Genomic DNA, 22,036 nt, shown 5'->3' with positions numbered 1-22,036 from the left:
GTCCGGGCGGACCTTACTGGAGTACGGCACGATCGTCTTCCATGCGGGTGCTGATCGTCTCCTGGGAGTACCCGCCGGTTGTGGTCGGCGGCTTGGGTCGTCATGTCGCGGCGCTGGCCCCCGCCCTGGCCGCTCGCGGCCACGAGGTCATCGTGCTGACCCGTGGCTCGGCGCCACGAACCCAGGACGAGACGATCGACGGCGTCCGGGTGATCCGGGCTGCCGCCGACGGTCTCGCGATCGACTTCGCCACCGAGTCCGTCCTGGCCTGGGCGCAGGCCTTCGAGCATTCCCTGAGCCGGGCCGGTCTGGCGCTGCTGGCCACGGGCTGGCGTCCTGAGCTGGTCCATGCCCACGACTGGCTCGTGGCTCAGACCGCGAGCACCTTGTCAGCCGTCGCGGGGGCGCGGCTGATCAGCACCCTGCACGCGACCGAGTTCGGCCGCCAGCAGGGGTGGCTGGGACAACCGCTGCAACTGGCCATTCACTCGCTGGAGGCGTGGCTCTACGCCCGGTCCGACGCCGTCGTCCTCTGCTCCCGCTTCGCGAGGGACCAGGCTCTGCAGATCTTCGGTCCGCACGATCGGGTGCGCGTGATCGGCAACGGGATCCACGCCGATTGGTGGGCCCGGCAGGACGCGGACGGACCCGCTCCCGCGGCCGGGCGCCGTCCCCTGATCGCCTTCGCCGGCCGCCTGGTGCATGAGAAGGGCCTGCAGGAATTGATCAAAGCCCTGCCCGCGCTGGCCCGGACGTACCCGGACATCGGATTGGCGGTGGCGGGGACGGGACCTCAGCTGGCCGCGCAGCAGGACCGCGCGCGGCGCTACGGAGTGAGCGAGCGCGTCGAGTGGCTCGGGCACGTGGACGACGTCAGGCTCAGGGACCTGTTCCACGCGGTGGACGCGGTGGTGGTCCCGTCGCTGTACGAACCGTTCGGGCTGGTCTGCCTGGAAGCTCAGGCCGCCGGCGCTCCGGTTGCCGTCGCCGCGGTGGGTGGCCTGGCCGAACTCGTGCAGGACGGCGTCAGCGGCCGGGTCTTCCGGCCGGAAAGCCCGGACGCCATCGCCGAAGCCGTCTCGCGGCTGCTGGGCGAAGCCGCCGTATCGGCCCGGATGGCGGGTCGTGCTCGGGAGGCCGCCCGGGCCGACTACAGCTGGAGCGAGGTCGCTGCGCGCACCGAGACGCTCTACCGGGAAACGCTGGTCTCCGGCCAGGGCTGACCGGCGAGGACGGCCTCGATGTGTCGGCGATGCGGCTCTGGATCCAGGCCCTGCGAGGACAGCCATTCGGCGGAGTAGTAGGTGTCGGCATAGCGCTCTCCGCCGTCACAGATGAGCGTCACGATGCTGCCTCGTTCGCCGCGCTCACGCATGCCCGCCGCAACGGCCAACGCCCCCACGAAGTTCGTTCCGGTGGATGCCCCGACCCGGCGCCCGAGCGGTGCTTGCAGGTAACGCATCGCCGCGATGGAAGCAGCGTCGGAAACGCCGATCATCCGGTCGACGACGTCGCCGATGAAGCTGGGTTCGACCCGGGGACGGCCGATTCCCTCGATGCGCGAACCGACTCCGGTCACGACCCGGTCGCTGTTGGCCTGCCAGCCGGGCATGAACGCCGAGTTCTCCACGTCGACCACGCACAGACGGGTGGCCAGGCGCCGGTATCGGATGTAGCGGCCGATGGTCGCCGATGTCCCGCCCGTGCCGGCGCCGACCACGACCCAGCTCGGCACCGGATGTGGTTCCAGGCGTAGCTGCGCCAGGATGGATTCGGCGATGTTGTTGTTCCCTCGCCAGTCGGTGGCGCGTTCGGCGTAGGTGAACTGGTCGATGTAGTGGCCACCGGATTCCTCGGCCAGCCGGGCCGCCTCGGCGTAGACCATCGTGGCATCGGACACGAGATGGCAGCGCCCGCCCTGGCGCTCGATCAGAGCGATCTTGTTCGCCGACGTCGTGCGCGGCATGACCGCGACGAAGGGCAGGTCGAGCAACCGCGCGAAGTAGGCCTCGCTGACCGCAGTGGAACCAGAGGAGGCCTCGATGACCGGCATGCCCTCCTTGAGCCAGCCGTTGGCCACGGCGTAAAGGAACAACGACCGGGCGAGCCGGTGCTTGAGCGAGCCGGTCGGGTGCGTCGATTCGTCCTTGAAATACAGGTCGATTCCCCAGTCCGTAGGCAATTCGAACCGGATCAGATGGGTGTCCGCGGAGCGGTTCGCGTCCGCCTCGACGCGCCGGATGGCCTCGTCTGACCAGGCCCTGGCGGACGGACTGGTCCGCTCGATGTCTCTCATCGGGTTCGGTCCTCCCCCACGGGGCCGGACGGTTCGACCGGCGGTCCGGTTGCCGGCGTAGGTGGTTCGGCGGCGAGTCTATCGGCCATGTCCGCAAGCGCGGCACGAGTGGTGTGCTTCTCGGCGTGCACGCTCCGGCGGTCCCCGATGACCCGGGCCGGCACCCCCGCCACGATGGAGAACTCAGGCACATCGCGGGAAACCACAGCGTTGGCCGCGACCACCGACCCCGGGCCGATCACCGTCCCCCTCAGCACGCTCACCTTGGTTCCCAGCCACACGTCGGCCCCGATGCCTACCGGCGCCTTGCTGATCCCCTGATCCTTGATCGGCCTGGTGATGTCGGAGAAAACGTGGTCGAAATCGACGATGTAGACCAGGTCGGCGATGATGCTGGCCGCGCCGATCTCGATATCCAGGTAACAGTTCACCACGTCGTTGCGGCCGAAGACCGCCTTGTCCCCCACCCGCAGCGTCCCCTCGTGACACCGCAGCGACGTCCCGTCGCCCAGGTGCACCCAGCGGCCGAGTACCAGCCGCCCGTAGCCCGGCCGAGCGTAGAGCTCCACATCGCGGCCGAGGAAGACGAACCCCTCGGTGACGACGTGGGGATTGGCCAGCTTGAAGCGCAGGAAGCGCCAGTACCGCAGCAGGTACCACGGCGTCCAGGCTCGGTGGCGAGCGATCCAGCGCACCGAGTCGGCCGTGATGAAACGCGCCCGGTGAGGATCGCGGGAACGAGCCCGCCAGGCCGAGACGATCAAGGTCGCAACAGCTCGTTCAGCTGAGCCGGGCGCTCGATCACCGCGGCCGCGCCCGCGTTGTGCAACTCCGTGGCGCTGCCGTAGCCCCAGAGCACGCCGACAGAGTGCAGCCCGTTGGCGGCCGCCCCCAGGACGTCGTGGCTGCGGTCACCGACCATCAGCACGGTGCCGGCGGGCGGATCGCCCATCCGGTTCAGCGCTTCAGCGATGACCAGTGCCTTGGAGTCGCGTGCTCCGTCCAGCGTGTCGCCGCACACGAAGTCGAAGTGCTCGGAAAATCCCAGATGTTCCACGATGGTGCCCGCGTGGATCTCGGGCTTGCTGGTCGCAACCGCGAGCCGCACGGACTGCGATCGCAAGGACTGCAGCAACGGCGCGACACCGTCGTAGGCGCGGGTCTGGAACATCCCGCCACCGACGACGTAGTGCTCGCGGTAGATCTCGATGGCCCGCTCGGTGCGGTCCGCTCCCACCAGGGGCGGCAGAGTGTGCCAGAACGGGGGGCCGAGCAGCGACCGGGCAACCGCTTCATCCGGCCAGGGCACCCCGAGTTCATCGAAGGCCTGGCGCAGGCAGCCGAGGATCCCCGGCGCGGAGTCGCTCAAGGTCCCGTCCAAGTCGAACAACACGGTGTCGAACAGCGCGGTGTCGAACGGCGCGGGGTCGAACGGCGCGGCGTCGAACGGCGCGGGGTCGATCACTCCGTACCCCCAGGCGTACGGGCAAGGGCGACCGGGGTACCGGACAGGCTCGGCGAGCCGGCCGGCGGCGACGGCTTCACCCCGGTGATCTCGACGTTGTAGAACAGACCGGCCGGTACGACCCGGCTGAGCAGTGTCGAATCGAGTGCATGCAGCCGCTTCCAGGTGCCGAAGGCGAACCTGGCCCAGCCGAAGCCGAGTCTGTCGCGTGGAACGGCCGCCTCGAAGGTGCGAACCGGCCAACCGAACCAGGCCGCGGTCAACTCGTCGGTCTTCGTCGACACCTCGATCGCTCCGGCCGAATGGGCCATCGCCCGCAACCGAGGCGGATCGAAGGTGTGCAGGTCCACCACCGCCTCCAGCGCCGCTGCCCTGGAGGAGGCGTCCAGCTCGGACTTCGGACGGGACCAGTCGTGTAGTGCCGGCAGACGGGTGGCGCGCGTCGTCGCCCACCAGGTCAGACGCGACAGTCGCCGGGCGACGAAGTCGCCGAATCGGGTCGGCTCGCCGGCGAAGACGAAGCGCCCTCCTGGCTTGAGTACCCGCACCACCTCCCGCAGCGCGAGCTCGACATCGGGAATGTGATGCAGGACGGCGTGCCCGACGACGAGGTCGAAGCTGTCGTCGGGATAGGGCAGCGATTCGGCGTCGGCGACGCGGCCGTCGATGTCGAAGCCGAGGCCGGCGCCGTTGCGTACCGCGACCTCCACCATGCCGGGACTCAGGTCGGTGACGTGGCCCTCCTCGAGCACGCCGGCCAGCTTGAGGTTGAGCAGGAAGAAGCCGGTTCCGCAGCCCAGTTCGAGCGCACGCGGGTAGGGCCAGTTCTCGACCCCGGCGACATGGCTGAAGCGATCGCGGGCGTAGTCGATGCAGCGCTGGTCGAAGCTGATGGACCATTTCTCGTCGTAGGTTGCGGCCTCCCAGTCGTGATAGAGGACGTTGGCCAGCTTGGAGTCCTTCCAGGCCGCTTCGACCTGTTCGGCGCTGGCGTGGGGGTTGGCCGCGCTTGTCGGTGCGGCAGGGGTGTCGGTCGGCATCGGCTCAGTTCCCGACGAAGTCGGCCTTGCCGGGCCCGTTGGCGATGAAGGAGGCGATCCCCCGCTGCTTGTCCTCCGTGGCGAAGATGCCGGCGAACAGGTGCGCCTCCAGCCGGAGGCCGTTGGCCAGATCGAGGTCCAGACCGTTGTCGATCGCAGCTTTGGCCGCGCGCAACGCCAGCGCGGGGCCGGCGGCGAACTTGCGCGCCATGGCCAGCGCGGTGGGGTAGACCTGGTCGGCCTCGACGACGGCGTCGACCAGACCTATGGCGAGTGCCTCCGCGGCGTCGACGAAACGCCCGGTATAGATGAGGTCCTTCGCCTTCGCCGGGCCGATCAGCCGAGGCAGGCGCTGGGTGCCGCCGGCGCCGGGAATCAGCCCCAACAGAATTTCCGGCTGACCCCACTTCGCGGTGTCGGCGCTGATCCGGAAGTCCGCCGTCAGGGCGAGCTCGCATCCGCCACCGAGGGCATAGCCGGTGACCGCGGCGATTACCGGCTTCGGGATCTGGGCGATCGCGTCCAGCGAGTCGGTCAGCGCAGCGCCCCGACGCTGCATGTCCTGGGCCGACATCACGTGAAATTCCTTCACGTCCGCGCCGGCCACGAAGACCTTCTCACCGCCGTAGAGCACCACGGCGCGGATGTCGTCGCGGGCCGTACATTCGGCTGCTGCCGCGCGAAGGCCGTCCTGCAGTTCGACGTTGAGGGCGTTGACCGGCGGCCGGTCGACCCTGATCGTCGCGACGGCTCCGTCGACCTCGCACCGCACGAGTTCGCTCACGCTGCTCTCCCTGCTGCTCGGCTGAAGACTGGGGTGATGCTCGGGGTGTTCGTTGGGGTGGTGGTCGGGGTGTTCGTTGGGGTGGTGGTCGGAGTGACCGCAGTGCCGGCGGCTGCGCTGTCCGCGGCAGCGAGCACCAGTGCCGAGCCTATTACCGACGAGATGGGCGGGTACGTCCAGCGCGGCCGGCCGGAGCTTGCCGGCGCCATCAGAGGACGCGCTCAGACCGCGCGCGCGAAGAATCGGCCCGCATCCCGCTCGATCCTGAGCGGCAGACCGAAGGTCTCGCTGAGGTGCTCCGAAGTCAGCACCGAGCTGGTCAGCCCCTGGGCGACGATGCGCCCGTCGCGCAACAGCATGGCGTGGGTGAAGCCAACCGGAATCTCCTCGACGTGGTGCGTGACCAGCACGATCGCCGGTGCGAGCGCGTCCGCGGCCAGGTGCGAGAGCCGGCGCAGCAGATCCTCCCGGCCGCCCAGATCCATGCCCGCCGCCGGCTCGTCCAGCAGCAGCAGTTCAGGGTCGGTCATCATCGCCCGTGCGATCTGCACGCGCTTGCGTTCGCCTTCGCTGAGAGTGCCGTAGGTCCGGTCGGCCATGCCGCCGACGCCGAAGCGTTCCAGCAGCGCCTTGGCCCGTCGCACATCGAGGCGGCCGTAGGCCTCCCGCCACCGGCCGAGCACCGAGTAGCCGGCCGACACGACCACGTCCGACACGAGCTCCGACCCGGGAATCCGCTGGGCGAGGGCCGCCGAGGACAGGCCGATCCGCGGGCGCAACTCGAACACGTCGACGGCGCCCAGACGCTCGCCGAAGATGGCCACGGTGCCCGTCGTGGGATGCAGATTCGCCGCCGCCAATTGCAGCATCGTGGTCTTGCCGGCCCCATTCGGACCCAGCACGACCCAGCGCTCGTCCTCCTCGACCGTCCAGTCGATCTGGTCGAGCAGCAGTTTCTCGCCGCGCCGCACCGTCACCTGCTCCAGCTGCAGGGTCGCATCGGGGTCCAGCGCGAATTCCGTCTCGGCCACCGGTCCATCCAACCCCATCGGGATAGCACAAGCGCAGACAGGGCCGCGATCCCGGCGCTGTCCCTCCGCGATCGGGTCTTCGTGAATGCCGATCGGCACGCCGGTCGGCACGCCGGACGGCGTTCGCGCGCGGGCGGACCGAGTGGCCGCGTAAGGTCGCCAGACGATGGAACCGACTCTCGACCTCTCCGAATCGCTGGCCCGACGACTCGGCACGCCGGCGGACAAGCTCGTAGCCTGGCCCGGCAAGCCCTTCCCACTCGGGGCGAGCTGGGACGGCGAAGGCACCAACTTCGCCGTCTGGTCACCGAAGGCGACCGGCGTCGAGGTGTGCCTGTTCGACCACGGTGGCGTGGAACGACGGGTCCGGCTCGCCGAACAGTCCTTCCACATCTGGCACGGCTACGTCCCGGGCGTCAACCCCGGCCAGCGCTACGGCTACCGCGTCGACGGCCCGAACAACCCGCGCAACGGCGACCTCTTCAACCCGGCGAAGCTGCTGATCGACCCGTACGCCAAGGCCATCGACGGCCATTTTCTCGACGCGCCCGCCTGCTACGCCGACAACAACCAGGACTCGGCGCCGTTCGTGCCACGCTCGGTGGTCGTGCTCGACGGCTTTCCGTGGGGCGGCGACCGGCGCCCGCACACGCCCTGGGACGACACGATCATCTACGAGCTTCACGTGCGGGGGTTCACGCAGACCCATCCGGACATTCCCGAGGAGTTGCGCGGCACCTACGCCGGCCTGGCCCATCCGGCGGCCATCTCCTACCTCAAGAACCTCGGGGTCACCGCCGTCGAGCTGATGCCGATCCATCACTTCCTCGACGAGCCGGCGTTGCAGCGCCGGGGGCTGAGGAACTACTGGGGCTACAACTCCATCGGCTTCTTCGCGCCGCACGCCGCCTACGCAACGCACACGGGCAGCCTCGGCGGCAACCAGGTCCGGGAGTTCAAGGCGATGGTCCGGGCGCTGCACGCGGCCGGCATCGAGGTGATCCTCGACGTCGTCTACAACCACACCGCCGAGGCCGAGCCGGACGGTCCCATGCTGTCCTTCCGCGGTCTGAGCAACCCCGACTACTACCGGCTCAACCCCGACGACCGGTCCCGCTACCTCGACTACACCGGCTGCGGCAACACCGTCGATGCCCGGATCCCGACGGTGCTGCAACTCATGATGGACTCGCTGCGGTACTGGGTCACCGAGATGCACGTCGACGGATTCCGTTTCGACCTGGCCTCCGCGCTGGCCCGGTCGCTGCACGACGTGGACAAGCTGTCCTCCTTCTTCGACACCATCCACCAGGACCCGGTGATCAGCCAGGTCAAACTGATCGCCGAGCCCTGGGACGTCGGCGACGGCGGGTACCAGGTCGGCGAGTTCCCGCCGTTGTGGACGGAATGGAACGGCAAGTACCGCGACACCGTGCGTGACTTCTGGGCCCACGGTGCCGGCGGTGTTCGCGACCTGGCTTACCGGCTGACCGGATCGTCGGACCTCTACGGCGACGACGGCCGCCTGCCCTTCGCCTCGATCAATTTCGTCACCGCCCACGACGGGTTCACCCTGCGGGACCTGGCCACCTACGAGCGAAAGCACAACGAGGCCAACGGCGAGAACAACCGCGACGGCACCGATGACAACCGCTCGGTCAACTTCGGCGTCGAGGGCGAGACGGCCGACTCCACGATCACGACGCTGCGCCTGCAACAGGTGCGCGCCGTGATGACGACGCTGGTGTTGTCCACCGGGGTGCCGATGATCACCGCGGGCGACGAACGCTGGCGAACCCAGGGCGGCAACAACAACGCCTACTGCCAGGACAACCCGACGTCCTGGATCGACTGGCGGGACCGAGACGAGGTCGCGGACCTGCAGACCCTGACGCGACGGCTGATCGAGCTGCGCAAACAGTCACCGGTGCTACGGCAGCGTGCCTTCTTCGAGGGCCATCCGGTCAACGGCGGCGACGGCTGCAAGGACCTGGCCTGGTTCCATCCCGCCGGCAAGGAGCTGGACGACGGAAACTGGTTCGACCGATCACTGCGCACGGTGGGCATGTACCTCGACGGGCGCGGACTGCGCCACCGTGGCCCGCGCGGCGAGCTGATCATCGACGATTCCTACCTGTTGCTGTTCCATTCCGGTGACGATGCAATCGACTTCACGGTGCCGGCCCTGCCGTGGGGCACGAGCTACGAGGTCGTGGTCGACACCACCGAGGTCGGCGGCCTGCCCGCCTCCGGCGAGGGATCGGATCTGGTCGACGGTGGCGACACGATCACGCTCGACGCCAGGTCAGTGCTCGTCTTCCGGGTGCACCGCAGCTGAGCCGGTAGAACGCGAATCCGGGAGCGAGGCCGCACCGGTTGACGGCGCGGCCTCGCTCCCGGATCAGGGACGCGTCAGTGGTGGGCGACGGCGATCAAGCCGGTCTCAGCCGGATTGGCCAGCAACGGATGCGTCGGCAGCGCCCGCACCGTGTAGCCGAAGGCACCCGCCTTGGACAGTGGAATCTCGCCGGTGAAGAACGCCACGTGATCGCGCTCGTCGGCGAACTCCAACGTGACGACGCTCGGCGAAGTGATGCGGTTGTCCGCGTCCACCGGACCGAAGACTGCCTGGACCTGGACGTCGGAGGACTTCAGGCCGGACACGGCGACCTCGGCCCGCAGCTGCAACGAGCCGCCCAGGGTCGGGTCACCCTCGACCTGGGAGTCGACGTGCCGGACCGCGACGTCCTTCCAGGCGCCGGCGACCCAGCTCTTCCAGGCGGCCAGATCCTTGGCGGAGGCGTAGTCGTCGGCGATCATCACCCGGCCTGATCGAGCGGCCGGGGCGTAGAGGTTGAAGATGTAGTCGCGGACCATGCGGGTGGCCAGCACCTTGGGGCCGAGTGACTTCAACGTGTAGCGCACCATCGACACCCACTGGGTGGGCACGCCCTTGTTGTTGCGGTCGTAGTAGCGCTGTGCGACCTGATGCTCGATGAGGTCGTAGAGCGCGGCGGCCTCGACGGCATCACGGTGCTTGTCGGTGGTGCCGGACAGCGAATCGTCGGCCGACGGGATCTCCCAGCCGTTCTTGCCGTCCTCGCACCACTCGTCCCACCAACCGTCCCTGATCGACAGGTTCAACCCGCCGTTCAGAGCGGCCTTCATGCCCGAGGTCCCACAGGCCTCCAACGGGCGCAACGGGTTGTTCAGCCAGACGTCGCTGCCCCAGTAGAGGTAGCGGGCCATCCCGATGTCGTAGTCGGGAAGGAAGGCGATCCGGTGCCGGACCTCGGGATCGTCGGCGAAGCGGACGAGCTGGGCGATGAGTTCCTTGCCACCGTCATCGGCCGGGTGCGACTTGCCGGCGACGACGATCTGGACCGGGCGCTCGGGGTCGGTCAGGATCTTCTTCAGCCGGCCCGGGTCGGACAACATCAGGGTGAGCCGCTTGTAGGACGGCACCCGGCGGGCGAAGCCGATGGTGAGCACGTCCGGGTCGAACATCGTCGAGGTCCAGGTCAGCTCGACCGGGGAGAACCCGCGCTCCATGCTGGAGATGCGGACCCGGCGCCGGATCTCGCCGACGAGCCGCTCGCGCAGCCCGCGCTTGATCGTCCACAGCTCGGAATCGGAGATCGAGTCGATGGCGTCCCAGCCACTGCCGGCGGCCAACGCGTCGGAGCCCGCGACCTTCTCGGCCAGGTCGAGGATCTCGCGGGCCATCCAGGTCGGAGCGTGGACACCGTTGGTGATCGAGGTGATCGGCACCTCGTCGGAGTCGAAGCCGGGCCACAGGTTGTTGAACATCGAGCGACTCACCCGGCCGTGCAGCCGGGCGACGCCGTTGGCGCGCTGACCGAGCCGCAGGCCCATGTGGGCCATGTTGAACTTGGTCGCGTCCTCCTCGGCGCCGAGGGTGAGGATCTGCTCGACGGGCACGCCCGGCACATCGGCCAGGTAAGCCTCGATGAGCGTGCGGTCGAACCGGTCGATACCGGCGGGCACGGGAGTGTGGGTGGTGAAGACGGTCCCGGCGCGAACGGCGGTGAGGGCCTCCTCGAAACCGAGCTTGGCCTCGCCGTCGGTGAGTTCGCTGATGCGCTCGATGCCGAGGAAGCCGGCATGGCCCTCGTTGGTGTGGAACACCTCCGGCGCGTCGTGGCCGGTGATGGCGCAGTAGGCGCGGATGGCGCGGACGCCGCCCACCCCGAGCAGCAGCTCCTGAAGCAGACGGTGCTCAGGGCCGCCGCCGTAGAGCCGGTCGGTGACGCCACGCGCCGCGGCGTCGTTCTCCTCGACGTCGGAGTCGAGCAGCAACAGCGGCACCCGGCCGACCGAGGCGATCCAGATCTGGGCGTGCAGCGCCCTGCCCTCGGGCAGGTCGAGCACGACACGGGCAAGGTTGCCCTCGGCGTCGCGCAGCGGGGTCAATGGCAAGCCCTGCGGGTCCAGCGAGGGATAGCGCTCCTGCTGCCAACCCTCGCGCGACAGGGACTGGGCGAAGTAACCGGCGCGGTAGAGCAGCCCCACCCCGATGATCGGTGCGCCCAGGTCGGAGGCGGCCTTGAGGTGATCGCCGGCCAGGATGCCGAGGCCGCCGGAGTACTGGGGCAGCACCTCGGTGATGCCGAATTCGGGCGAGAAGTAGGCGATGCTGGTGGGCAGTTGCTTGCCCTCGGCCTGCTGGTTCTGGTACCAGCGCGGCTGATCCAGGTAGTCCTTGAGGTCATCGGAGACGTCCGAGAGCCGGCGCAGGAACTTGCGGTCCTTGGCCAGGGCCGCCAGCCGGTCGGTGCTCACACCACCCAGGAGCCGGGCGGGATCACCGTTGCAGTCAGCCCACAGCTCCGGGTCGACCGATTCGAGCAGATCAAGGGAATCAGGGTGCCAGGACCAACGCAGGTTGGCCACAATCTCCCCCAGCGGGGCGAGCTGCTCCGGGAGAGCGGCACGAACAGTAAGTCGACGGAGAGCCTTCATACGGCAGATGTTAGCGGGTGGCGGTAGCGCTTACAGACATTCTGGCTACAGACTTGGAAGATTGATCAAAGCCGATACGGTGTGCGCATGGCCGGACGACTTGGACTCACCGCAATCCACCCCGTTATCAGCGCTGGCAACGATCTCGCTCCGCTGCCGTCCCGAGCGGCGGTCGGCGAACCCGTCACCATCGAGGCGACGGTGTTCCGAGAGGGGCACGACGCCGTCGCCGCCTCCGTGATCCTGCGCAACCCCAAGGGCAAGGCCGTGGCGGCCGGGGCCGAGCTGAACCGGATGCATCCGCTCGGCGGCGGGACCGACCGCTGGCGGACCGAGGTGATCGCGACCTCACCCGGAATGTGGACCTACCAGGTGGAAGCCTGGAGCGACCCGCTGGCCACCTGGTACCACGCCATCGAGGTCAAGGTCGATGCCGGACAGAACGCCGAGGAGCTGGCCAACGACCTCGAGCTCGGCGCGCGCCTGTTCGAGAAGGTCGCCGAGCTGGCCCGCACCAAGGCCGAGGCCAAGCTCGCCCACGCCGCCGTGAAGGATCTGCGCCGCGAGGACGTCGACGTGCCGCTGCGGATCACCCGGTCCCTGACCCGCGAGGTCCGTGACCTGGCCTACCGGTATCCGGTGCGCGAGCTGATCACGGCCGGCCCGAAGTACGAGATCTGGGTGGACCGCACCCGTGCCCTGTACGGCGCCTGGTACGAGTTCTTCCCCCGTTCGATCGGCGCGGAGCTGGCCGGCGACCCGCACGACCCGGCCCGGCCGGCGCGCCACGGCACCTTCGCCGACGCCACCAAGCATCTGGACTACGTCCGCGACATGGGCTTCGACGTGGTCTACCTGCCACCGATCCACCCGATCGGCAAGATCAACCGCAAGGGCCCGAACAACACTCTCAACGCCAAGCCCACCGACACCGGCTCGCCGTGGGCCATCGGGTCCGCCGAGGGCGGCCACGACGCGATCCACCCCGAACTGGGCGACGAGCGGGACTTCGCGGCCTTCGTGACCCGGGCGCGCGAACTCAACATGGAGGTGGCGCTCGACCTGGCCCTGCAGTGCGCGCCCGACCATCCCTGGGTGAGCTCGCACCCGGAGTGGTTCACGACCCTGCCCGACGGGACGATCGCCTACGCCGAGAACCCGCCGAAGAAGTACCAGGACATCTACCCGCTCAACTTCGACAACGACCCCAAGGGCCTGTACGCCGAGTCACTGCGCGTCACGATGCTCTGGGTCGAACGCGGGGTCCGGATCTTCCGCGTCGACAACCCGCACACCAAGCCGTTGGACTTCTGGCAATGGCTCATCGCGGCGGTCAAGAAGAAGTATCCGGACGTCCTCTTCCTCGCCGAGGCCTTCACCCGGCCGGCGATGATGCACGAATTGGCCAAGGTGGGCTTCACCCAGAGCTATACCTACTTCACGTGGCGCAACACCGCCTGGGAGCTGCAGCAGTACGGCGAGGAACTGGTGGCCGGGTCGGACTACATGCGCCCGAACTTCTTCCCGAACACCCCGGACATCCTGAACGAGTTCCTGCAGCATTCCGGCCGCCCGGGCTTCGCGATCAGGGCGGTGCTCGCGTCGATGATGTCTCCGACCTACGGCGTGTACTCGGGTTTCGAGCTCTTCGAAGGGACGGCCGTGCGCCCCGGTTCGGAGGAATACCTGGACTCGGAGAAGTACCAGCTCCGCCCGCGTGACTACTACGGCGCGATCGATCGGGGAGATTCGCTGGCGCCGATGCTGACCCGGCTCAACGAGATCCGGCGCGCGCACCCGTCCCTGCACCAACTGCGCAACCTGAGGTTCCACGCCAGCGAGAACGACGGCGTGATCATCTTCAGCAAGCGGGACGAGCGCAGCGGCGACACCATCCTGGTGGTCTGCTCGATGGATCCGCACAACGTCCGCGAAGGGTGGGTGCACCTGCGGCTCGACTGGCTCGGCGTCGACTGGTTCGCCGGTTTCACCGCCAGTGACCTGCTGTCCGGGGCGAACTATCAGTGGGGCGAGCACAACTTCGTCCGGCTCACCCCGGACCAGCCGGCGCACATCTTCGCGGTGCACCCGCTGAGCTGAGCCACCGCAAACCCTTCGACGACCCTCAGGTGGCCCGCTGTTCGGCGACCGAGTTCCCGCCGTCGACGACGAGGCATTGGCCGGTGACGTAGGCAGCGCCGGGTGAGGCCAACCAGGCGATCGCGGCGGCCACCTCCTCGGCGCGACCGCTTCGCCCGAGCGGCGTGTGCCGCCCGTCGGCCGACTCGGACTCGGTCTGTGACCCGGTGGCGATCCAGCCCGGGGCGACGGCGTTGACGGTGATGCCCTCACTGCCGTGGTCGACCGCCAGGGCCCGGGCGAAGCCGACGATGCCGGCCTTGGCGCTGGCGTAGGCCACGTCGGCCCGCATGGCCATGACCGGTCCGGTGACGCTGGACACCATGACGACGCGGCCGTAGCCGCGCCCGCGCATCACGGCCAACGCCGCCCGTGTCATGTGGAAGGCGGTATCCAGGTTGCGCCGCAGCGAGGACTGCCAGCTGACCACATCGGTCTCGAGCAGCGTGCCCGCCTGGAAGTCCGGCTCCGCGACCGAGATCATCCCCGCGTTGTTGACGAGGATGTCGAGCCGGTTCCACTGCCGCATGGCCGCCGCGACGGTGCGGGCCGCGGTGTCCGGATCGGTGAGGTCGCCGATGACCGCCTCGGCCTGCACGCCTTGCTCCCGCAGTTCGCCGGCACGCTGGTGCACCCGCTCGCTGGTTCCGCCGAGCACGACGGCGGCGCCGAGCTCACCGAGCAGAGCGGCGGTGGCGAACCCGATCCCGTCGGGGCTGCCGGCACCGGTCACGACGGCGACCTGTCCGGCCAGGTCGAATGCGGCAGGAATCATCAGCGCAGGATAGGGCAGAGCCAACCGGTTCTGCCTTCGGCGTGGTGCAATGAGTTATGCCCACCTGGTTGCTCTGGATCATCGCGGCCGGACTGCTCGCCGTGGCGGAGGCGTTCTCGCTGGATCTGGTGTTGATCATGCTCGCCGGTGCGGCGCTGGTCGGTGCCGGCGCCGACGCCGTAGGCGTCCCCGAGCCGCTACAGCTCGTCCTGGCCGTGATCGCCGGCGCGGTCCTGTTGCTCTTCGTGCGCCCCCTGGCCCGGCGGCACCTCACCCCCGGGGTGCACGCCACGAACGCCGACGCGCTGGTCGGCAAGGAGGCGGTCGTGCTGGCCCCGGTCACCTACACCTCGGGCCGGGTTCGCCTCAACGGAGGCGAGTGGTCGGCCCGCGCGGCCGAACGCGCCCAGAACTTCGCGCCGGGCACCACCGTGCAGGTGGTGGCCATCGAGGGTGCGACCGCGGTGGTCTGGTACGGCCCGCCCGACTGAGTTGGGGCCGGCCGCCCCGTTGGAAACCTCCCTGCCGACGTCTGAGAAAGGTCACCCATGCCCCCGATCCTCATTGCCGCTGTGGTGGTCGCCGTGGTCGCCGCCATCGTGCTGGTCCGAAGCGTGCGGATCATTCCGCAGGCCCGCGCCGGCGTGGTCGAGCGGCTCGGCCGCTACACCCGGACCCAAGGGGCCGGGGTCGCGGTGCTGGTCCCGTTCGTCGATCGGCTCCGGCCTCTGATCGATCTTCGCGAACAGGTGGTGAGTTTCCCGCCGCAGCCGGTCATCACCTCGGACAACCTCACCGTGGCCATCGACTCCGTCATCTACTTCCAGGTGACCGACCCGCGAGCGGCGACGTATGAGATCCAGAACTACATCCAGGCCGTCGAGCAGCTGACCATCACGACGCTGCGCAACGTCGTCGGTGCCCTCAACCTGGAACAGACCCTCACCAGCCGGGACAGCATCAACACCCAGCTGCGCGGAGTTCTCGACGAGGCGACCGGCCCGTGGGGCATCCGGGTTGCCCGCGTCGAGATCAAGGCGATCGAGCCGCCCGCCTCGATTCGCGATGCCATGGAGAAGCAGATGCGCGCCGACCGGGACAAACGCGCGATCATCCTGACGGCCGAGGGCCAGCGGGAATCGGCGATCAAGACGGCCGAAGGGCAGAAGGCGGCGCAGATCCTGTCGGCCGAGGGCCAGAAACAGGCCGCGATCCTGGCGGCCGAGGCCGACCGGCAGTCGCGGATCCTGCGCGCCGAGGGCGAGCGGGCCGCGCGGTACCTGTCCGCCCAGGGCCAGGCCAAGGCGATCGAGACCACGTTCGGCGCGATCCACGCGGCCCGGCCGGATCCGGCGCTGCTGGCCTACCAGTACCTGCAGACCCTGCCGCAGATCGCCCAGGGTGACGCCAACAAGATGTGGATCGTGCCGAGTGAGTTCTCCAAGGCGCTGGAGGGGTTGTCGCGCCTGTCCGGGGGCGAGGCCTCCGACAGCGGTCCCTCGTGGCTGTCGGCCGAGAGCACCGGCGGATCGTCCGGTGGCGGCTCCGGTGCCGGACACGCCGCCGACGCCGAGCAGGAGAAGATCGACACGACGGGCTGGTTCGACTCGAATCTCCCGCCGGCGGCAGAGCAACCCGAAGCCGCCAACTTCCGGGCCTCCGATTTCGATCCCGACAGCGAGCAGGCGCACGCGGGCATCCCCCCGGAGCCGCCGATGCCGTCGTTGCCCTCGATCCCGCCGATCCCGCCGATCCCGCCGCTGCCCTGAGGCAGCGTTCGCCGGCCGGCCGGTGCCGAAATCGACCGTGCGGTGCGAGCCGGGTTAAGCGCTGCCTGCCGCGGGCTGTGAGCGCTTCCGGTTCGTGGCAGAGTAGGCACGAGCAGTGAGGACGACAGGTGCGAGCGGCTACGAAGGCCGGCTCGCCTACGACCGAGCGGAGCAAGGAGCCGTCAGTGACCGAAGCCGTCCAGATCGATCGCGACCCCGAGTGGTTCAAGCGAGCGGTCTTCTACGAAGTCCTGGTGCGGGGGTTCGCCGATTCCAACGGCGACGGCACCGGTGACCTGCGCGGCCTGACCGACAAGCTCGATTATCTGCAATGGCTCGGCGTGGACTGCCTGTGGTTGCCGCCGTTCTTCACGTCGCCGCTGCGCGACGGCGGTTACGACGTATCCGACTACACCGGGGTGCTGCCGGAGTTCGGAACCATCGACGACTTCCAGCGGTTCCTCGACGCGGCCCACGATCGCGGTATCAGGGTGATCATCGACTTCGTCATGAACCACACCTCCGATGCCCATCCGTGGTTTCAGGCCAGTCGCACCGACCCGGACGGTCCGTACGGCGACTTCTACGTCTGGGCCGACGACGACACCCGCTACCCGGACGCGCGCGTCATCTTCGTCGACACCGAACCCTCGAACTGGACCTTCGACCCGATTCGCAAGCAGTACTTCTGGCATCGGTTCTTCTCCCACCAACCCGACCTGAACTTCGACAATCCCGCGGTCTGCGACGCGATCCTCGACGCGCTGCGGTTCTGGCTGGAAGTGGGCATCGACGGGTTCCGGCTGGATGCCGTTCCCTACCTCTTCGTCCGGGACGGCACCAACGGCGAGAACCTGCCCGAAACCCACGAGTTCCTGCGGCGCGTGCGCAAGGAGGTCGACGCCAACTACCCGGACCGCGTCCTGCTGTGCGAGGCCAACCAGTGGCCGGGCGACGTCGTCGAGTACTTCGGTGACTACTCCGTGGGTGGCGACGAGTGCCACATGGCCTTCCACTTCCCCGTGATGCCGCGCATCTTCATGGCCGTGCGGCGCGAGAACCGTTATCCGATCTCGGAGATCCTCGAGCAGACGCCGGCCATTCCCGAGTCCTGCCAGTGGGGCATCTTCCTGCGCAACCACGACGAGTTGACGCTGGAGATGGTGACCGACGAAGAGCGCGACTACATGTGGTCGGAGTACGCGCAGGATCCGCGCATGAAGGCCAACATCGGCATCCGCCGCCGCCTGGCCCCGCTGCTGGACAACGACCTCAACCGGATCGAGTTGTTCAACGCCCTGTTGCTGTCGCTGCCGGGCTCGCCGGTGCTGTACTACGGCGACGAGATCGGGATGGGCGACAACATCTGGCTCGGGGACCGCGACGGCGTGCGCACCCCGATGCAGTGGACCCCTGACCGCAACGCCGGTTTCTCGACCTGTGAGCCTGGACGGCTCTACCTGCCGGTCAACTCCGACTCGGTGTACGGCTACCAGGTCACCAACGTCGAGGCCCAGACGCGCAACACCTCCTCATTGCTGCACTGGACCCGGCGAATGATCGGTCTGCGCAAGGCCAATCCCGCGTTCGGCATGGGCACCTTCACCGACATCGGCGGGTCGAACCCCTCGGTGCTGTCCTTCGTCCGGGCCTTCGGCGACGACGTCGTGCTCTGCGTGAACAACCTGTCCCGGTTCCCGCAGGCCGTCGAGCTGGACCTGCGCCATTGGGAAGGTGCCGAGCCGATCGAGATGACCGGCGGCAGCCACTTTCCGGCGATCGGGGAACTGCCGTACCTGCTCACCGTCGCCGGGCACGGCTTCTACTGGCTGCGCATTCCACAGCACCAGCCCAAGGCCGGGACCGGGCTGCCGGCCGGTGGTTCCTTGTCGGCGGGCCTGACCGTCGAGCTACCGCCGGGCGAGCAGGCCGGAGACGAACACGGCCCGTCAGGGACGGAGCCCAGCGGCGAACTCGTCGCGGCTCCGGCAAGCCCGAGCACCGCTGTACCGATCGTTGCCGCGCCGTTGCCCGGCGACGGCGACAGGGAAGGAGATACCGGGTGAAAGTCGATCCGGCGGAGGTATCCCGAGTTCTCAGCGGCTGGCTCGGACAGCAGCGCTGGTATGCCGGTAAGTCCCGCGACGGGGTCATCGCCGCGCGCCTGCTGGCCGAACTGGCACCCGAGCCACCCTCGGTTCAGATCTGGATCGCGGACGTCACCTACTCCGACGGCCAGCTCGAGCACTACCAGGTGCCATTGGTCTTTCGCACCGAGACCGTCGACCACCTCGACCACGTGCTGGTCGGGACCGTGATCGACATCGACGACGATCGCCCCATCCATCTCTACGACGCCTTGCACGACAAGGAGGTCACCGGGGTGTGGCTAGCCCGGATGGCAGCCGGGGACACCGTCGACGGCGTGGTGTTCGACGCCCTGGACAACCCCGGCGAGATCCCGGTCGGCGAGACCAGCCTGGCGCTGACCGCCGAACAGTCCAACACCTCGCTCATCTTCGGTGACACGGCGATCATGAAGGCGTTTCGCCGGGTCGAGCCGGGCCTGAACCCGGATATCGAGATCCACGCCGAGCTGACCCGGCTCGGCGCGCGGCACATCGCCAAGCTGCTCGGGCACGTGACCGCCGAGGTGGACGGGCAGCCGTGGAGCCTGGCCATGCTGCAGGAGTTCATGACCACCGCGACCGACGGCTGGCAGTTTGCCACCGGCAGCGTTCGGGACCTCATGGCCGAGGGCGACCTGCACGCCGAGGAGGCCGGCGGCGACTTTGCCGGCGAGGCGCACCGACTGGGCGTGTCGGCCGCGGAGGTTCACGCCGACCTGGCGCGGGCTTTCGGGACCTCCGAGCTGGGCTCAGCCGAACTGGGCGAGCGCGCGGCCGTCATGAAGGGGCGTCTGGACGCGGCGCTGTCGGAGGTCCCCGCGCTGAGCACGGTCGCCGACGGACTGCGCCACGCCTACGACGATCTGGCCAACTACGACCGTCCCGTGCTGGCGCAGCGAGTGCACGGCGACCTGCATCTGGGACAGGTGCTGCGAACCGTCCACCGGTGGGTCTTCCTCGATTTCGAGGGCGAACCCGCCAAGAGCATCGGCGAACGCCGTCGCCAGGACTCCCCCATCCGCGACGTGGCGGGAATGCTGCGCAGTTTCGACTACGCCGCCCGGCACCAGCTGATCGACATCGGCGCGACGTCACAGTCGGAGTTTCGCGCGGCGGAGTGGGCCGACCGCAACCGGGCCGCCTTCTGCCAGGGCTACGCCGAGGGCGGCGGGCTTGATCCTGCGGAGGTCACCGTGCTGCTGCGCGCGTTCGAGGCGGACAAGGCCGTCTACGAACTGGTCTATGAAGCTCGCAACCGTCCCAACTGGCTACCGATTCCGCTGGCTTCCCTACAGCGGCTGGCCGCCGGCCGCAGCTGACGTACCGGGTTCCCGCGGTCGAACCTCCGGCCGTTTCCCTCGACGCTCTCCCTTCTGTGAGGACCGATACCGATGACCGTGCAAGCACCCGTGAGTCCCGACGAACTGGACCGTCTCGTCAACGGAAACCACGCCCAGCCGCACTCCGTGCTCGGTGCTCATCCGATCGAGCCGGGCCGCACCGCGATCCGCACCCTGCGGCCCGAGGCCTCCTCGGTCAGCGTGGTGATCGACGGCGCCCGTACGCCGTTGGAGCAGATCCATCCCGGCGGGGTGTTCGCCGGCGTGGTGGACTCCGACCCGGCCGACTACCGCCTGGAGGTGGGTTACGGCGAGCAGCGGTTCATCGTCGACGACCCGTACCGCTGGCTGCCCACGCTCGGCGAACTCGACCTGCATCTGGTCGGTGAGGGACGCCACGAAGAACTGTGGACCATCCTCGGCGCTCACGTGCGTAGCTACGACACTCCGTCCGGACCGGTGACGGGCACGTCCTTCGCGGTTTGGGCGCCCAATGCCGAAGGGATCCGCATCCAGGGCGACTTCGACTACTGGTCGGGACGGGCGTTCCCGATGCGCTCACTGGGTTCCTCCGGCGTGTGGGAACTGTTCGTGCCCGGCGTCGGTGACGGCACCCGCTACAAGTTCAACATCCTCGGCAAGGACGGCGTCTGGCGCGAGAAGGCCGACCCGATGGCCTTTGCGACCGAGGTGCCGCCGGCGACCGCATCCGTCGTCTTCACCGCCGACTACGAGTGGGACGATGCCGCCTGGCTCGCCCAACGGGCCGACACACCGTGGCACGCCTCGCCGATGTCGATCTACGAAGTGCACCTGGGTTCCTGGCGGCAGGGCCTGAGTTACCGCGAGCTGGCCGAGCACCTGGTCTCCTACGTGAAGGACACCGGCTTCACCCACGTGGAGTTGCTGCCCGTGGCCGAGCATCCCTTCGGCGGTTCCTGGGGATACCAGGTGTCCTCGTACTACGCCCCCACCAGCCGCTTCGGCAATCCGGACGAGTTCCGCTACCTGGTCGACAAGCTGCACCAGGCCGGCATCGGGGTGATCGTCGACTGGGTGCCCGCGCACTTCCCGAAGGACGCCTGGGCGCTGGCCCGCTTCGACGGAACGGCCCTGTACGAGCACGCCGACCCGCGCCGGGGCGAGCAGCCGGACTGGGGCACGTACGTCTTCGACTTCGGCCGCTCCGAGGTCCGCAACTTCCTCGTCGCCAACGCGCTCTTCTGGCTCGAGGAGTTCCACATCGACGGGCTGCGCGTCGATGCCGTTGCCTCGATGCTGTATCTGGACTACTCGCGCAAGGCCGGGGAATGGCTGCCGAACAAGTACGGCGGCCGGGAGAACCTCGAGGCCGTGGCTTTCCTTCAGGAGATGAATGCCACGGTGTACAAGCGCGTTCCCGGCGTCGTGACGATCGCGGAGGAGTCCACGTCCTGGCCCGGCGTCACCCGGCCGACGCATCTCGGCGGTCTCGGCTTCGGCTTCAAGTGGAACATGGGCTGGATGCACGACACCCTGGACTACATCGAGCGCGAACCGATCCACCGGCAGTTCCACCACCACCAGATGACGTTCGCGATGGTCTACGCGTATTCGGAGAACTACGTCCTGCCCTTCAGCCACGATGAGGTCGTGCACGGCAAGGGCTCGCTGTTGAACAAGATTCCCGGTGACCGCTGGCAGCAGATGGCGACCCTGCGGGCGCTGTACGCCTACATGTGGGCCCATCCCGGCAAGCAGTTGATCTTCCAGGGCTCGGAGTTCGCCCAGGGCGGGGAGTGGAGCGAGGCTCGCTCACTGGACTGGTGGCTGCTCGACGGCGCCGAGGATCACCAAGGCGTGCTGCGCCTGGTCACCGACCTAAACGCCGTCTACCGCCAGACCCGTGCCATCTGGTCGCAGGACGTCTCGCCGGAGGGATTCGCCTGGATCGATGCCAACGACGCCACCGGCAACGTGTTCTCCTTCCTGCGGTGGGGCGATGACGGCTCGGTGCTGGCCAACGTCGTGAACTTCTCCCCGGTGCCGCACGAGGACTATCGGCTCGGGTTGCCGCTGACCGGACGGTGGGAAGAGGTCCTCAACACCGACGCCGAGATCTATGGCGGCTCGGGCGTCGGCAATCTCGGCGCGGTCGTCGCCGACGGTTCGTCCTGGCACGGCCAGCCGACGTCAGCCACGGTCCGGGTTCCCCCGTTGGCGGGAATCTGGTTGCGGCACCCGGGGCACTGACGCCAGCAGGGGCTTGACCCGTCCGTAGATACCGGGTATGCATACCGAGTATC

16 protein-coding genes are annotated in these 22,036 nt (G+C 68.5%); 8 read left to right on the top strand and 8 right to left on the bottom strand.

The genetic code is table 11. The features are described from left to right. The first annotated feature begins 41 nt into the window (after positions 1-41). The gene (locus tag M6D93_RS07890) at positions 42-1,223 is read left to right on the top strand and encodes a glycosyltransferase family 4 protein (protein ID WP_249773811.1); all 1,182 of its coding nucleotides are present in this window, start codon (positions 42-44) and stop codon (positions 1,221-1,223) included. Here the strand turns inward: M6D93_RS07890 and cds1 are convergent. The 6 genes from cds1 to M6D93_RS07860 all read right to left on the bottom strand — a co-directional run bounded on the left by cds1 (position 1,190) and on the right by M6D93_RS07860 (position 6,634). Continuing rightward, on the bottom strand, positions 1,190-2,296 hold the full coding sequence (gene cds1 / locus M6D93_RS07885; RefSeq protein ID WP_249773810.1) for an L-cysteine desulfhydrase Cds1: 1,107 nt from the start codon (positions 2,294-2,296) through the stop codon (positions 1,190-1,192). The two genes, M6D93_RS07890 and cds1, sit on opposite strands and share 34 nt — an antisense overlap. Next, positions 2,293-3,060 carry an acyltransferase gene (locus M6D93_RS07880; protein ID WP_249773809.1) on the bottom strand — a complete coding sequence of 256 codons (768 nt, stop codon included), beginning with the start codon at positions 3,058-3,060 and terminating at the stop codon, positions 2,293-2,295. Before M6D93_RS07880 ends, cds1 begins: the two co-directional genes overlap by 4 nt. After that, positions 3,057-3,761, bottom strand: a complete 705-nt coding sequence (locus M6D93_RS07875) for an HAD hydrolase-like protein (protein WP_249773808.1) — start codon at positions 3,759-3,761, stop codon at positions 3,057-3,059. The genes M6D93_RS07880 and M6D93_RS07875 overlap by 4 nt, the downstream gene beginning before the upstream one ends. Further along, positions 3,758-4,801, bottom strand: a complete 1,044-nt coding sequence (locus M6D93_RS07870) for a class I SAM-dependent methyltransferase (protein WP_249773807.1) — start codon at positions 4,799-4,801, stop codon at positions 3,758-3,760. The genes M6D93_RS07875 and M6D93_RS07870 overlap by 4 nt, the downstream gene beginning before the upstream one ends. Positions 4,802-4,805: 4 nt before the next feature. Continuing rightward, on the bottom strand, positions 4,806-5,585 hold the full coding sequence (locus M6D93_RS07865) for an enoyl-CoA hydratase/isomerase family protein (protein WP_249773806.1): 780 nt from the start codon (positions 5,583-5,585) through the stop codon (positions 4,806-4,808). A gap of 221 nt (positions 5,586-5,806) precedes the next feature. Beyond that, complete coding sequence (locus tag M6D93_RS07860; protein ID WP_347343529.1) at positions 5,807-6,634, bottom strand: ABC transporter ATP-binding protein; 828 nt, start codon at positions 6,632-6,634, stop codon at positions 5,807-5,809. 148 nt (positions 6,635-6,782) lie between these two features. Between M6D93_RS07860 and glgX the strand changes: the two genes are divergently transcribed. Continuing rightward, positions 6,783-8,954, top strand: a complete 2,172-nt coding sequence (gene glgX / locus M6D93_RS07855) for a glycogen debranching protein GlgX (protein ID WP_249773804.1) — start codon at positions 6,783-6,785, stop codon at positions 8,952-8,954. A 74-nt stretch (positions 8,955-9,028) separates the two neighbouring features. Here glgX and glgP read toward each other — a convergent pair whose 3' ends face one another. Next, positions 9,029-11,599: an alpha-glucan family phosphorylase gene (gene glgP / locus M6D93_RS07850; protein WP_249773803.1), complete on the bottom strand. Its 2,571-nt coding sequence runs from the start codon at positions 11,597-11,599 to the stop codon at positions 9,029-9,031. 87 nt (positions 11,600-11,686) lie between these two features. Between glgP and M6D93_RS07845 the strand changes: the two genes are divergently transcribed. Continuing rightward, complete coding sequence (locus M6D93_RS07845; protein ID WP_249773802.1) at positions 11,687-13,699, top strand: alpha-1,4-glucan--maltose-1-phosphate maltosyltransferase; 2,013 nt, start codon at positions 11,687-11,689, stop codon at positions 13,697-13,699. Between the two features lie 25 nt (positions 13,700-13,724). Here the strand turns inward: M6D93_RS07845 and M6D93_RS07840 are convergent, their stop codons facing one another. Then, positions 13,725-14,513 carry an SDR family NAD(P)-dependent oxidoreductase gene (locus M6D93_RS07840; protein WP_249773801.1) on the bottom strand — a complete coding sequence of 263 codons (789 nt, stop codon included), beginning with the start codon at positions 14,511-14,513 and terminating at the stop codon, positions 13,725-13,727. Between the two features lie 56 nt (positions 14,514-14,569). Between M6D93_RS07840 and M6D93_RS07835 the strand changes: the two genes are divergently transcribed. The 5 genes from M6D93_RS07835 to glgB all read left to right on the top strand — a co-directional run bounded on the left by M6D93_RS07835 (position 14,570) and on the right by glgB (position 21,983). After that, a complete protein-coding gene (locus M6D93_RS07835; protein WP_249773800.1) occupies positions 14,570-15,004 on the top strand; it encodes an NfeD family protein in 435 nt (144 codons plus the stop codon). A gap of 57 nt (positions 15,005-15,061) precedes the next feature. Further along, on the top strand, positions 15,062-16,282 hold the full coding sequence (locus M6D93_RS07830; protein WP_249773799.1) for an SPFH domain-containing protein: 1,221 nt from the start codon (positions 15,062-15,064) through the stop codon (positions 16,280-16,282). A gap of 185 nt (positions 16,283-16,467) precedes the next feature. After that, the gene (gene treS, locus M6D93_RS07825; RefSeq protein WP_249773798.1) at positions 16,468-18,348 is read left to right on the top strand and encodes a maltose alpha-D-glucosyltransferase; all 1,881 of its coding nucleotides are present in this window, start codon (positions 16,468-16,470) and stop codon (positions 18,346-18,348) included. After that, complete coding sequence (locus M6D93_RS07820; protein WP_249773797.1) at positions 18,345-19,730, top strand: maltokinase N-terminal cap-like domain-containing protein; 1,386 nt, start codon at positions 18,345-18,347, stop codon at positions 19,728-19,730. The genes treS and M6D93_RS07820 overlap by 4 nt, the downstream gene beginning before the upstream one ends. A gap of 72 nt (positions 19,731-19,802) precedes the next feature. Then, on the top strand, positions 19,803-21,983 hold the full coding sequence (glgB, locus tag M6D93_RS07815) for a 1,4-alpha-glucan branching protein GlgB (protein WP_249773796.1): 2,181 nt from the start codon (positions 19,803-19,805) through the stop codon (positions 21,981-21,983). The last annotated feature ends 53 nt before the right edge of the window (positions 21,984-22,036 follow it).

The organism is Jatrophihabitans telluris (genome assembly GCF_023516435.1).
In the GTDB taxonomy this organism is placed as follows: Bacteria; Actinomycetota; Actinomycetes; order Mycobacteriales; family Jatrophihabitantaceae; genus Jatrophihabitans_A; species Jatrophihabitans_A telluris.
This window is presented reverse-complemented; position numbering and strand designations above follow the sequence as displayed.

Coding starts and splice junctions, on each gene's coding strand:
- cds1 (WP_249773810.1), bottom strand. CDS start 2,296: ATGAGAGACATCGAGCGGACCAGTCCGTCCGCCAGGGCCTGGTCAGAC.
- M6D93_RS07840 (WP_249773801.1), bottom strand. CDS start 14,513: ATGATTCCTGCCGCATTCGACCTGGCCGGACAGGTCGCCGTCGTGACC.
- glgP (WP_249773803.1), bottom strand. CDS start 11,599: ATGAAGGCTCTCCGTCGACTTACTGTTCGTGCCGCTCTCCCGGAGCAG.
- M6D93_RS07870 (WP_249773807.1), bottom strand. CDS start 4,801: ATGCCGACCGACACCCCTGCCGCACCGACAAGCGCGGCCAACCCCCAC.
- M6D93_RS07830 (WP_249773799.1), top strand. CDS start 15,062: ATGCCCCCGATCCTCATTGCCGCTGTGGTGGTCGCCGTGGTCGCCGCC.
- glgX (WP_249773804.1), top strand. CDS start 6,783: ATGGAACCGACTCTCGACCTCTCCGAATCGCTGGCCCGACGACTCGGC.
- M6D93_RS07860 (WP_347343529.1), bottom strand. CDS start 6,634: ATGGGGTTGGATGGACCGGTGGCCGAGACGGAATTCGCGCTGGACCCC.
- M6D93_RS07845 (WP_249773802.1), top strand. CDS start 11,687: ATGGCCGGACGACTTGGACTCACCGCAATCCACCCCGTTATCAGCGCT.
- M6D93_RS07835 (WP_249773800.1), top strand. CDS start 14,570: ATGCCCACCTGGTTGCTCTGGATCATCGCGGCCGGACTGCTCGCCGTG.
- glgB (WP_249773796.1), top strand. CDS start 19,803: ATGACCGTGCAAGCACCCGTGAGTCCCGACGAACTGGACCGTCTCGTC.
- M6D93_RS07890 (WP_249773811.1), top strand. CDS start 42: ATGCGGGTGCTGATCGTCTCCTGGGAGTACCCGCCGGTTGTGGTCGGC.